This window comes from Neptuniibacter sp. SY11_33, assembly GCF_047778025.1.
Lineage (GTDB): Bacteria > Pseudomonadota > Gammaproteobacteria > Pseudomonadales > Balneatricaceae > Neptuniibacter.
This window is the reverse complement of record NZ_CP180543.1, coordinates 922,854-936,392: the sequence shown is the minus strand read 5'-3', so window position 1 is coordinate 936,392 and position 13,539 is coordinate 922,854. Positions and strand designations below refer to the sequence as shown.

Below are 13,539 nucleotides of genomic sequence, written 5' to 3'. Positions count from 1 at the left end.
CCCTATCTCCCTGATATTTTAAGGTCTGCCTTTTGATGGTTTACCTTCATACGCAATACGCCAACGACCTTGATCAAAGGTCCAGTACTGGCGTTTTACTGAGCTGCCAGAAAGGTTATTACTTTTGTAATCTTGTTGGAATGTAGCAACAACCAGATTTGGGTTATCTGGGTAACGGAAGATACTCAAGTTTTGCAGATCGACATCTACAAACTTCTTAGAACCATTCACACGCTTCTTGTAGCTAGAATACTGTGAATATTTACGTTTACCATCGTCAAAGTTTTGAGAATAGTTATCTATATAACGCTGATGATCAAGACTTTCCCAATCAGACGCCCAGCGTTCAACTAAGTTTTTGAATCGCTTTTTCTGTTCTAACCAATCAGCCTTTTGAATCCAACGCACGTTATGACCAACTAAAACAGGAGTGTTCTGATAATTAATCAGGTTATCCAATTCAATAAAATCAGGGTTGGTCAGAGAGATGCAGCCTTCACTCGCTTTAGGTGGACGACTATAAGTTTCCACGGGTGAGCCATGAAGCCAGATACCGTAACCCGTACGCCCTAGCCTCTCATCCCAAACGTTAGGATAATTGATCGGCAAAGCGCCTGAACCATAACGAGAGGGTAAGTTTTCATCTTCTAATCGGCTGGTTGTAAAATAAACCCCTAAAGGCGTTTTAAGGTCACCCTCGACCTCTTTGCCTGTGCCACCACGACCGTACGAAGCGTAATAGTCTTTAACAAGCACAGGGATACCATTTTGGTTTTCAAATACGAAAAGGCGCGATAAACGGGTATCAACGATGATGATATGTTTTTGATCTGGGGATAAAGTCAGCATGTCTGCAGGCAACATATCTGCAGATGGCTTGTCCATTTCCATCAGCAATCTAACTTTTGCTTCAGAAATCAGCCCTTCGATCTTTTGTTGATGGTCGCCACTTTTATGGCTTAGCGGAGCCCCTTGCGCCTGTGCAGCCAGAATATCGGCATAAACAAGCTGAGCTAGACGAAAATCAGGTCGACGTTCAGTAAGCTCTTGAAGATCCGATAAAGCCGAATCCAGCTCCTGACTCTTTAGGTTATTCAAGCCACTTAAAAGTAACTCTTCATTCCCTTCTGAAATTCCATAGGGAGCAGTTTCTTCAGCAAATAAGCTGCTCTGAGGAATCCCCAGTGCGCTCAACATCACTACAGTACAAACGAAACTTTTTTTCATCTATCCAGAAAGCCCCAACCTATTTTTATTAACCAATGATTATAACGATATTCATCCTGAATGGGACTCTATCGCCCTTGAAAAAATGATTTTTCCACTACTAAATTTGAAACTTTTTGCTTTTTTTTGTTTTCGCAGTAATTTTCTAGCGATATCACAGGTAAATTCAGCGAAATGCCGCCCTTTCAGCCTTTTTCGCAACTGCAAAAACAAAAAGAGTTGGCAATTTATTTTGAATTTTTCAATCTGAAATTTGCCTAAAACTGTGCTATTCCAAAAGTGTAGAGATCCAAAAGACACGCTACCGCATACAAAGTTCAGTTAGCTGGTAAAAAGTGCGACCCACAAATCACCAATTAACTGATCAAAATTGATGTTTTCCTGTAGATACAGACGGAGGACCCCGTGATGTTTAAACAGATGGAAAGCAATGGCACACAACGCCTTCATTTTTGTCATGACCCTGAAACGGGCCTCAAGGCCATTATTGCCATTCACTCGACTTTGCGTGGCCCCGCGATTGGCGGCTGCAGATTTATTCACTACAACGATGACGATGCCGCCATTACTGATGCACTCAGATTGGCACGAGGCATGAGTTATAAAGCAGCACTTGCTGGGCTTCCCCACGGTGGGGCTAAAGCTGTCATCATCAAGCCCGCATCAGACTTTAACCGCGCAGGCCTTATGCAGCGTTTTGGTCAATTTGTTGATGGCTTGGGGGGTGAATACATTACAGCAATGGACAGCGGTACTCAGATTAGCGACATGGATCAGATCCAAAAGAGCACCTCCTTTGTCACCTGCACGCAAAACACTGGCGATCCCTCTCCCCATACCGCACTCGGCGTTTTTGAAGGGATTAAAGCCTCCGTCAGGTTCAAGCTAAATCGCTCTTCACTGAAAGGTGTACATGTCAGCATTCAAGGCTTAGGACATGTAGGTTACGAGGTAGCCCGCTTACTTCATCAAGCCGGAGCCAAACTGACAGTCACCGATATCGATCAAGTTAGAGTGACTCAATGCGAGAAAAACTTTAACGCAGCAAGCGTTTCACCGGATCAAATTTACGCTGTCGATGCTGATGTCTTCTGCCCTTGTGGGCTGGGGGCGATCATAAACGACACAACGCTGCCGAAACTTCGCGTATCCATTATTGCTGGCTCGGCCAACAATCAACTAGCAGAAGAGAAACACGGCGATCTGCTAGCCGCACAAGATATCCTCTACGCCCCTGATTATCTGATCAACGCAGGTGGTTTGATTTTTGTAGCACTGCAATATTCAAAACAGAACAGTCGAGAAATCCGCCAAAAAGTCATTCAGATAGGTGATTCGCTCACCCAGCTTTATCAAAACGCGGCACAAACTAAGCAAGGTGTACATCGTCTAGCCAACCATCAGGCTGAACAAATTATTAGTGCATCTAACGACTTCAATTCCGCAGCTTAAGCTAATGATCGCGTTTAGGAGGAAGAGTTATGAGTCACGCTCCACTGCAATATTTGGATAGTGAGGGGAACCCCACCCAGCGTTTACCTCAATGGTGCCAATCACCTGATTGGTTCCTACGCTGCTATCACAACATGGTATTGGCTAGACAATTTGACGCTAAAGCAATCGCGTTACAACGTACTGGCCAATTGGGTACTTACGCATCCCTTCTAGGCTCCGAAGGTATCGACGTTCCCACTGCACTGTGTATGAGTGAAGAGGATGTACTTGTACCTTATTATCGAAACCATGCTTGTCAGATGATTAGAGGACTCGCCCTTGCAGATATTCTTTTATATTGGGGTGGTGATGAGCGAGGCAATGCATCCCCCAAAATGAAGAAGGACTTCCCTAACTCAGTCCCAATCGCCACTCAATCATTGCATGCCTGCGGTGTTGCTACAGCGCTAAAAATTCGCAATCAAAAACAGGCTACTGTGACCTTAATTGGCGATGGCGGCACCTCTAAAGGGGATTTTATGGAATCCCTAAACATCGCTGGGGTATGGCAACTGCCTGTAGTCTTTATCATCAACAACAACCAGTGGGCTATCTCTGTACCGCGTAAAATTCAATCCGCTGCAACTCAGTTAGCTGACAAAGCATTAGCTGCTGGCATTCCTGGTATGCAAGTAGATGGCAACGATGTAATTGCTATGCGCGAGGCTGTCGCCCAAGCTTTACAACGCGCATATGACGGCAAAGGAGCCACCCTAATTGAAGCTATCAGCTACCGCTTAAGTGATCACACTACCGCTGATGATGCAACCCGTTATAGAGACAACGAAGAACTTAAACAAGCATGGGAGAAAGAGCCGATAAAACGCTTGCGGAACTTCATGGTTGCTCAAGGCTTTTGGGATGAATCGAAAGAACAAGCTCTTCAACAAGAGATCACGCAACTCGTCCAGCAAGCAGCAGACAAGTATCTAGCAATTGCCCCTCAAGCCCCCGAGTCCATGTTTGATTACATGTATGCCGAGTTACCCGAGCATCTCATCGAACAGAGGGACTGGGCGACAATCAAGGCGATGCCAAATGCTAGCCATGCTGAGGAGGATGTATCATGAAACATTCTGTATGTCTTCTTGAAGCGGTCAATCTAGCTTTGGCCTCAGAGATGCGCAGGGACGAGGAGATCGTTCTATTGGGAGAAGATATTGGCGTTAATGGCGGTGTTTTCCGTGCTACCGCAAACCTTAGAGATGAGTTTGGCCTGAAGCGTGTAATGGACACACCATTAGCTGAATCAATGATCGCAGGACTCAGTATAGGTATGGCTAGCCAAGGCTTGAAACCCGTTGCCGAGATCCAGTTTATGGGCTTTATCTTTCCAGCATTAGAACAGATTATTTGTCACGCTGCCCGCATGCGTAATCGAACCCGCGGCCGTCTCACCTGCCCTATGGTGATAAGAGCACCTTTTGGTGGCGGTATTCACGCACCTGAACATCATTCGGAAAGCACAGAAGCTCTATTGGCTCATATACCCGGCCTTAAGGTCGTCATTCCCTCCTCTCCAGCACGTGCATACGGATTATTACTCGCAGCCATTCGAGATCCCGACCCTGTGCTCTTTTTAGAACCTAAAAGGATCTATCGCAGCCAACAACAAGAGATTTTAGATAACGGCGAAGCACTTCCATTAGGCAGCTGTTTTACGCTACGAGAGGGCTCAGATATTACATTAATTAGCTGGGGAGCGATGATCACAGAAACCTTAGCCGCTGCAGAGCATTTCCAAAACAAAGGTGTGAATTGCGAGGTGATCGATGTGGCCAGTATCAGCCCTTTAGATATGACTACAATTCTAGCCTCTGTGAAAAAAACTGGGCGCGTTGTCATAGTACATGAGGCCCCAAGAAATGCGGGTATAGGGGCAGAAATTGCTGCAACCATTGCAGAAAGGGCACTCTTAGATCTACAAGCACCTATTGCTCGGGTAACGGGTTATGACACCGTCATGCCCTATTTCCGTCTTGAAAATCACTACCTACCGAACACTCAAGACATCATCGACAGCATCAATGAGACATTGGAGTTCGCATGAAATATTTCAAACTACCAGATCTCGGCGAAGGACTTCCTGAAGCAGAAATTGTGGAATGGAATATCAAAGAAGGTGATTCTGTGGAAACAGACCAAGTGCTCTTGTCCGTAGAAACAGCAAAAGCGATTATTCAAGTACCCTCACCTCAAACAGGCGTAATCGCCCATCTTTTTGGTCAGCCAGGTGATGTTATCCACACTGGAGAACCTCTGTTGGAGTTTGAAGGAGAAGATGAGAGTGACAGTGGTACTGTTGTCGGTGAAATCCCACAAGCAAACACAGACTCAGCTACCCAAGATTCCTTCTTTATTGGTGCAGCCCCCAGCAGTCAAAATAGTGCAACAACCCAAAAAGCGACACCCGCTGTAAGAGCCTTAGCTAAACGCTTAAATATCGATTTAAACCAAGTAAAAGGAAGTGGTCAGCAAGGCCATATCACGCCCAAAGATGTCGAACAGGCTGCTCGACTTGATCAAACCCATGGTAAAGCCGAGCCTTTGCGCGGTGTACGTAAACACATGGCGCAAGTAATGAGCAAAGCACATAGTGAAGTGGTACCCGTCACCATTCATGAAGACGCAGATATTAATAGCTGGCCTAAAGGAACGGATATAACACAACGCTTAATCCATGCGATTGCAGAAGCTTCTCAGGCTGAACCTGCTATAAATGCATGGTTTGATGGTAATACCCTCAGCCGTCGAATACATTCCAAAATTGACCTTGGGATCGCAGTAGATACAGAACAAGGTTTATTTGTCCCAGTATTGCGCGACATTGGTAACCGCTCCCCTACACATCTACGTGAAGGCTTAAACCTGCTCCGCACTGATGTAAAAAACCGAACAATTCCCGCTTCTGAAATGCAAGGCGCCACAATCACGCTGAGTAACTTTGGCACCATCGCAGGTCGCTATGCTAATCCAATTGTCGTTCCCCCACAGGTGGCCATTATTGGTGCTGGGGTTATTCGAAAAGAGGTTGTAGCCGTTAAAGACGAAATAAAAGTTCATCGCATCCTTCCAATTTCGCTCACCTTTGACCACCGAGCACTCACCGGAGGAGAAGCGGCTCGTTTTCTCGCATTGTTTATTCAAAACCTTGAACTACAAAAAACATAAGTCCTTATAAATCATAAGATTATTAAGCGATGAACCTTAAGGAAAGTTTTAGAGTCAAATGTTCAGAGTTTAAAAATGTGAACTACACTAACAACAGGTAAGCAAGCAAAACAGCCTGACAAAATTATTCAAAACCCCAAATAAGCTTGGCTGAATAAAGGTGATTTGTATGAGTATCTTTGACCACTATAAAGCCCGCTATGATTCTGTTCAGCAGGAAGAATACAGCTTGGACGAGTATCTCCAGCTGTGTAAAGAAGATCCAATGATCTACGCTGATGCGGCTGAACGTATGCTGCAAGCGATCGGTGAACCAGAAATGGTAGATACCGCTGCGGATCCAAGACTAAGTCGTATTTTTTCGAACAAACTAATCCGCCGTTACCCTGCGTTTAGCGAGTTTTACGGTATGGAAGACGCGATCGAAAATATTGTCTCCTACTTTAAACATGCGGCTCAAGGTCTAGAAGAACGTAAACAGATCCTTTACCTACTCGGGCCTGTAGGCGGCGGTAAATCATCCTTAGCCGAACGTCTTAAGCATTTAATGGAGCATATTCCATTTTATGCCATTAAAGACTCACCGGTTTTCGAATCACCTTTAGGTCTGTTTAAGCCAGAAGAAGATAGCATTATTTTGCAAGAAGAATACGGCATCCCTTCCCGCTATCTAAAAGGGATCATGTCACCTTGGGCAGCTAAGCGCTTACACGAATATGGCGGCGATATTTCCAAATTTAGAGTAGTAAAACTCTACCCTTCTATTTTGGATCAGATCGCCATCGCCAAAACCGAACCAGGTGATGAAAACAACCAAGATATTTCCAGCCTTGTAGGTAAAGTTGATATTCGCAAACTAGAAGACTTCCCACAACATGATCCAGATGCTTATAGTTTCTCAGGCGCACTCTGTCGTGCCAATCAGGGTATGATGGAATTTGTGGAGATGTTCAAAGCCCCCATCAAAGTCCTCCATCCTCTATTAACAGCGACCCAAGAGGGTAATTACAACAGTACCGAAGGCATGGGTGCTATTCCTTACGATGGTATTCTCCTCGCCCATTCTAATGAATCAGAGTGGACGACCTTTAAAAACAACAAAACCAATGAGGCCTTTATCGATCGTATTTATATCGTAAAAGTACCTTATTGCTGCCGTGTAACTGAAGAGATCCATATCTACGAAAAACTTTTAGAAAACAGTTCGTTAAACAACGCACCCTGTGCACCAGATACGCTAAACATGCTCGCTCAATTTTCAGTTCTCTCGCGAATGAAAGAACCTGAAAATTCTAGCTTGTATTCAAAAATGCGTGTTTATGACGGCGAAAATCTGAAAGACACGGACCCTAAAGCAAAATCAATGCAGGAATATAAAGACTCTGCAGGTGTTGATGAAGCAATGGACGGCCTATCAACCCGTTTCGCTTTCAAGATTCTATCCAAGGTCTTTAACTTTGACCCTTCAGAGGTTGCTGCCAACCCTGTTCATCTACTTTATGTCCTGGAAAAAGAGATTGAACAACAGCAATTCCCTGCCGAAATCCAAGATCGCTATTTAGGCTATTTAAAAGAGTTTATAGCACCTAAATATATCGAGTTCTTGGGTAAAGAGATCCAAACCGCTTACTTAGAATCATACTCTGAATACGGACAAAATATATTTGATCGCTATGTTACTTATGCAGATTTCTGGATACAGGATCAGGAATATCGCGACCCAGAAACAGGTGACATATTAGATCGTCAGGCGATAAACGAGGAACTCGAAAAAATCGAAAAACCTGCCGGTATCAGTAATCCAAAAGATTTCCGACACGAAATTGTTAATTTTGTACTGCGTGCTCGTGCCAATAACAACGGTAAAAACCCATCATGGATGAGTTACGAGAAAATGCGTACCGTTATTGAGAAGAAAATGTTCTCCAATACGGAAGACTTGTTACCTGTTATTTCCTTTAATGCGAAAGCCTCTACAGACGAACAAACCAAACATGGTGAGTTTGTTAAACGGATGATCAAACGAGGCTATACCGAGAAGCAGGTGCGATTACTGTCCGAATGGTATATCCGCGTTAGAAAATCACAGTAGTTCATCGGCAATAACAGTTGGTGAAGGCATTCATTCGGGCAAAGGCCTGCCCGAATGAGATGAAGAGCCTAAGTGCAGGCCATCTACGGGGATAGAAGTATTATGAGTTACATCATAGATCGCCGCCTGAACTCCAAGAACAAGAGCACGGTTAACCGTCAGCGCTTTCTTCGTCGTTATAAAAAGCATATCAAGGATGCCGTAGAAGATGCGGTGAACAACCGATCTATCAAGGAAATTGAACAAGGTGGCAGCGTAACCATCCCTCGCAGGGACATTTCCGAACCTCTTTTCCATCATGGTGAAGGCGGTGTTCGCAACAAAGTGTTCCCAGGCAATAAAGAGTTTATTGTAGGAGACCAGTTCCAACGCCCGCAAGGTGGCGGAGGTGGTGGCGGCAGCGGTGAAGGCCAAGCCAGCAATCAAGGGGAAGGGGAAGATGATTTCACCTTCCAGATTGATCAGGAAGAGTTTCTTGACTTTATGTTCGATGGTTTGGAACTGCCTTATCTAGTCAAAAAACAGCTAAAAAGTGCGACTCAATTCGAAACTCGCCGAGCCGGTTTTACCAATGCCGGTAGCCCCGACAAGATTCATATTGTGCGGTCGTTAAAAGCAGCCCATGCGCGCCGAATTGCTTTAACAGGCAAAGACAGACGTGAAATCCGCGAACTCAAAGCTGAAATTTCAACCTTAGAACAGCGTCTGCCTGACGACGATGCTGAGCAACAGATCTCAACTCTAAATGCCGAAATTGATGAGATAAAACAGCGTTTAAAACGTGTACCGTTCCTTGATGACTTTGATATTAAATACAATAACTTAATCAAAGTTCCGGTGCCTTCAAGCAAAGCAGTCATGTTCTGCGTTATGGACGTATCCGGCTCCATGACTCAAAGCATTAAAGATATGGCAAAACGCTTTTTTATCCTGTTGTATCTATTCCTGAAGCGGAATTACAAACAGATCGAGGTTGTCTTCGTTCGCCACCATACCCATGCCAAAGAGGTTGATGAACAAGAGTTCTTCTACTCCCGTGAAACCGGCGGCACAATCGTATCCAGTGCGTTAGATCTCACCTCAGATATTCTTGAAGAACGTTACTCCCCTGCTGACTGGAACATCTATGTCGCTCAGGCATCTGACGGGGACAACTGGGATGGTGACTCCAGTAAATGCCATCAACTTCTTGATGAAAAAATACTTAAACAAGTCCAGTATTTCGCCTATGTAGAAATCACTACAGGTCCCCACCAAAATTTGTGGCACGAATATGAACGCCTACAATCCAAGTGGGAAGAATGCTTTGCCATGCAACAGATAAAAACCCCAGCAGATATTTTCCCAGTATTTCGTAGTCTATTTGAGAAAAAGGTTGAGGGGGCAGCATGAAAAAACGCAGTCCAATATCCACAGGTGCAGAGTGGAGCTTTGAGCTTATTGCTGAATATGATCGAGAAATCGCTCGTATCGCACAAAACTTTGGATTAGATACCTATCCAAACCAGATAGAGGTGATTACCTCCGAACAGATGATGGATGCCTATGCTTCCATCGGCATGCCTTTAAACTATAACCATTGGTCCTTTGGTAAACAGTTTGTTGATACCCATCAAAACTATAAACGCGGCAGAATGGGCCTTGCCTATGAGATCGTAATCAATTCTGACCCCTGCATTGCTTACCTAATGGAAGAGAACACCATGACAATGCAGGCCCTTGTGATTGCGCATGCGTGTTACGGCCATAACTCTTTCTTTAAAGGTAATTACCTATTTAAAACTTGGACCGATGCTTCAGCGATTATTGATTACCTTCTCTTTGCTAAAAGTTATATCAGCCGATGTGAAGAGCGTTATGGGGTGGATACTGTCGAGGAGCTATTGGATTCCTGCCATGCACTGATGAGCTATGGTGTAAACCGTTATGTTCGACCACAACCGCTGACTGCAAATGAGGAAAAAGAGCGACAACAAGCTAGGGAAGAGTATATCCAACGCCACTTAAACGATCTATGGAACACTATTCCTAAAAAAGAGGAAGGTGCTGCACCAATAATTGAGCACTTCCCTAAAGAGCCTGAAGAAAACATTCTCTACTTTGTAGAGAAAAACGCTCCACTTCTTGAACCATGGCAACGAGAGATCGTCCGAATTGTTCGAAAAGTTGCACAATATTTCTATCCTCAAAAACAAACCCAAGTGATGAACGAAGGCTGGGCTTGCTTCTGGCACTACACGCTGTTACATCAAATGCACGAAGAAGGATTAGTCACTGATGGATTTATGATGGAGTTTCTCCATTCCCATACCAGCGTTGTCTATCAACCTCCTTTCGATAGCCCATATTTCAATGGAATCAACCCCTACACATTGGGCTACAACATGATGCAAGACATCAAACGTATCTGTGAAGATCCAACCGATGAAGATCGTGAATGGTTCCCTGACATTGCAGGGTCCGATTGGAAGAAGACATTAGATTATGCCATGCGTAACTATAAAGATGAGAGCTTTATTCTTCAGTACCTTTCGCCAAAACTTATACGTGAGCTAAAGCTTTTCACCATTATGGATAACTCTGAAAAAGCTAATTTGGAAGTCACATCAATCCATGATGAAGCGGGCTACCGTCAAGTACGCGAAGACCTTTCTTCTCAATATAACTTAGGAAATAGAGAACCGAATATTCAGGTTTACAACGTTGATGTCCGTGGTGATCGCAGCCTAACGTTGAGACATTTTATGCACAATAAACAACCACTCGGACAATCCACCGAAGAGGTGCTACGTCATATTCATCGTTTATGGGGATTTGATGTCCATCTTGAATCAGTGCTCCCCGATAACACTGTGACTAAAAGTTATCACTGCCCTGAAATCCTTGAAGAAGGAAAAACAGAATCATTACTCTAAACCAAGCGATAACTTTGTTTACTAACGGTTATTCAGTATTTAATCCATTGGTAACACTGGATATACTGCATTCAAGTATTTAGTACAGTGAGGAAAACCGATGGATTGCCTGTTTTGTAAAATCATAAATAAAGAGATTCCGGCCGAGATCATTTACGAAGATGAGCATGTAATTGCTTTTAATGATATTAGCCCTCAGGCACCAACACATGCGCTAATTATTCCGCGTAAACATATCGCAACCCTTAATGATATTAGCGCCGCAGATACTGAAGTTGTTGGCCATATGGTCAAAACGGCCGCTACTATCGCCAAACAATTAGGCATTGATGAATCCGGTTATCGTACTGTATTCAACTGCAACTCCGATGGTGGGCAAACGGTTTACCATATCCACCTTCATCTTTTGGGTGGCAAACCGATGGGATGGCCTCCATACCAAGAGAAGATGAAAGAGGCGCTAAACTAAGTACCGCTAAGTTGATGTTCAGCTAAAGTGTGGATAATTTCTGCGCTTTAGCTATAACCAAACGCTATAACAATAAACTCTGTAATTGGAAGTAGTACCCTAAGGGAATATAATTACGGCTATTCAATCGCTCTTTGTGTAAAACTGAGAATAAGCCCTACCTATGTTGAAGGAAAGCCAGCTAAGCGCTGAAAATATTGATGGAACTAATGACGATTCTTCGTCCTTTACCGGCCCGTATAGGCATGCCGGTTATAAGCATGCACTGAACTCGCTTCGAGAAGCTCTAAACTTTGAAAATGCGGTAATCCTCAAGGGTGTAGAGGGCACAGGCAAAACCACATTGGTAGGTGAATTAATCAGTGAATTCCAGCATAAAGGCGTGCCTATTGCTGTATTCAATGATCCATTAACAAAAACCTCTCAGCTTTATTCACGTCTAGCAGAAACGCTTGAAGTACCTAAGCAAAAGCGAGATCTGATCAAAGCGCTTCGCAATACCAAAGAAGCGGGCCAATTCTGTCTCGTCGTTGTTGATCAACAAGCTATCAATTCTGATGACAGCATTGTCGATGCCTTACAGCAGCTTTGCGAAACATCTGAAACAACCGCAGGTGCGATCAAATTAGTTGTTGTCCGCCAAGACTATATGGTCCTACATCCTGAAGCAGAAGGGTTACAGCAAGCCGATTTCAGCAATTGGGTAAATATCGAAGTTACTTTAGACCCGCTACACACAGATGATATCGAAGGCTATATTTACTACCTGTCAGCCCTTAAAGGCATTCCACCTACTCCATACGAGATAGGAACGGACTTTATGATGATAGAGCAGACAGAAGGACGTATTAGCCGCTTAAAGGCGATGCTGCTGCCGTTGATTCATAAAGACGTTATCACCCGCAATGACTTTATGGGCAAAAGCGGCTCTACTCCGAGTTTAGCTTCCGCTAATTCAGGGATTTTTGCTTTAGGTTTTGCTGTCATTATTGCCATTGGTATCGGAATCAATCACTTTTTCCTGTCCGATTCCAGTGACATTTCCGCGCAAGTAGCTGAAAACGGATCCCCCATTTTTGCCGAACCAAAACCAAAGGCCTCAATAGAAAAACCTAAGACTGTAGCACCTCCAAGCCTTGCTGCTGTAGAAACAGCTAAACCAGCCTCCGGCAATAATTTGGAGCAACCAGATACTTTACCGGCACTTAACCCTGAATTAGAAAAAAGCAGCCCTAAAGCAGCCCCTCAGACAACTAATGCGATTTCACCTGATGTTACTGTAGCTAAAGCACCAGCATCCGCTCCAAAAGATTCTCGTCCAGTAGAAGAGATTACATCCCTTCCACCAGCTGAATTCCAAGCGGAAGTTAATTCAAAACTAACCCTTCTAGAAGAACAACTCTCTGCAGCAATTGAAGAGAACAATCGCTTGAAGCAAGCACTAGAAGTGGCTGAAAAAGAGCAAACTGAAAAAGTTGAACTTGCACTTGCAGCAGAAACAACCCAAGTACCTGATGCTGAGATTACCCACTTCACTGAAGTAGCACCTTCACATATATCCGAAAACACTGCAGACGTTGCAGATAAGGCGTCAGAAACATCTGAAGTTGCTGCGGTAAGCTCTGAAGTTAACACTGAAGAAGCACAAGCGGCTGTAACTGAACCAGTCGAAGAACCTACCGTAACGGAAGAGATCGTAGCTACAGAAACGACAGCTCCTGTACTTATGTCAGATACGTCTGAAGCCACTCAAGAAGCAACGCCAACAATAGCGGAAGCTCCGCCTATCGCTGAACCAGTGGCTTCACTTGAACAAGTGACAGCTCATATCGAACGATGGACTAATGCATGGCAAGCCAAAGACCATGAGACTTATGCGAATAGCTATATCTCCGGTTTTAATGGCGCTTACAGGACTCACCAGCGCTGGCTGAAGAAACGTCACGATGCGCTAAACCGCCCAGAGTGGATCAAGCTAACACGTGAAGAGTTCCAGAATATCCAAGAGTCAGAGAATGAGCTCCGAGTAGATTTCTGGCTTAAGTACGAAGCAGCCAATGGCTATAAAGATAAGACGCTTAAACGACTCACTCTTGTGTTTAACAACAATGAGTGGCTGATCGCCAAAGAACAAAACATCAAAGTGGAGCCTTACTTCTAAACTGGCTAAA

10 protein-coding genes are annotated in these 13,539 nt (G+C 44.2%); 9 read left to right on the top strand and 1 reads right to left on the bottom strand.

The window, feature by feature from the left end:
• Positions 1-18 precede the first annotated feature (18 nt).
• Complete coding sequence (locus tag ACMXYV_RS04135) at positions 19-1,227, bottom strand: L,D-transpeptidase family protein (protein ID WP_415890509.1); 1,209 nt, start codon at positions 1,225-1,227, stop codon at positions 19-21.
• 408 nt (positions 1,228-1,635) lie between these two features.
• Here ACMXYV_RS04135 and ACMXYV_RS04130 point away from each other — a divergent pair, with 408 nt between their 5' ends.
• The 9 genes from ACMXYV_RS04130 (at position 1,636) to ACMXYV_RS04090 (ending at position 13,529) form a co-directional block, all read left to right on the top strand.
• Positions 1,636-2,679, top strand: coding sequence for a Leu/Phe/Val dehydrogenase (locus ACMXYV_RS04130; RefSeq protein WP_415890508.1), 1,044 nt, complete (start codon positions 1,636-1,638; stop codon positions 2,677-2,679).
• Positions 2,680-2,708: 29 nt separating this feature from the next.
• Positions 2,709-3,791 carry a pyruvate dehydrogenase (acetyl-transferring) E1 component subunit alpha gene (pdhA, locus tag ACMXYV_RS04125; RefSeq protein ID WP_415890507.1) on the top strand — a complete coding sequence of 361 codons (1,083 nt, stop codon included), beginning with the start codon at positions 2,709-2,711 and terminating at the stop codon, positions 3,789-3,791.
• Positions 3,788-4,771: an alpha-ketoacid dehydrogenase subunit beta gene (locus tag ACMXYV_RS04120; RefSeq protein WP_415890506.1), complete on the top strand. Its 984-nt coding sequence runs from the start codon at positions 3,788-3,790 to the stop codon at positions 4,769-4,771. The genes pdhA and ACMXYV_RS04120 overlap by 4 nt, the downstream gene beginning before the upstream one ends.
• The gene (locus tag ACMXYV_RS04115) at positions 4,768-5,892 is read left to right on the top strand and encodes a dihydrolipoamide acetyltransferase family protein (RefSeq protein ID WP_415890505.1); all 1,125 of its coding nucleotides are present in this window, start codon (positions 4,768-4,770) and stop codon (positions 5,890-5,892) included. The genes ACMXYV_RS04120 and ACMXYV_RS04115 overlap by 4 nt, the downstream gene beginning before the upstream one ends.
• 169 nt (positions 5,893-6,061) lie before the next feature.
• Positions 6,062-7,984 carry a PrkA family serine protein kinase gene (locus tag ACMXYV_RS04110; protein WP_415890504.1) on the top strand — a complete coding sequence of 641 codons (1,923 nt, stop codon included), beginning with the start codon at positions 6,062-6,064 and terminating at the stop codon, positions 7,982-7,984.
• A gap of 102 nt (positions 7,985-8,086) precedes the next feature.
• On the top strand, positions 8,087-9,376 hold the full coding sequence (locus ACMXYV_RS04105) for a YeaH/YhbH family protein (RefSeq protein WP_415890503.1): 1,290 nt from the start codon (positions 8,087-8,089) through the stop codon (positions 9,374-9,376).
• Positions 9,373-10,899, top strand: a complete 1,527-nt coding sequence (locus ACMXYV_RS04100) for a SpoVR family protein (RefSeq protein WP_415890502.1) — start codon at positions 9,373-9,375, stop codon at positions 10,897-10,899. Before ACMXYV_RS04105 ends, ACMXYV_RS04100 begins: the two co-directional genes overlap by 4 nt.
• Before the next feature lie 100 nt (positions 10,900-10,999).
• Entirely contained in the window at positions 11,000-11,368 is a 369-nt protein-coding gene (locus ACMXYV_RS04095; protein WP_415890501.1) for a histidine triad nucleotide-binding protein, read from the top strand.
• Between the two features lie 163 nt (positions 11,369-11,531).
• Positions 11,532-13,529, top strand: coding sequence for a hypothetical protein (locus tag ACMXYV_RS04090; protein WP_415890500.1), 1,998 nt, complete (start codon positions 11,532-11,534; stop codon positions 13,527-13,529).
• Positions 13,530-13,539: the final 10 nt, after the last annotated feature.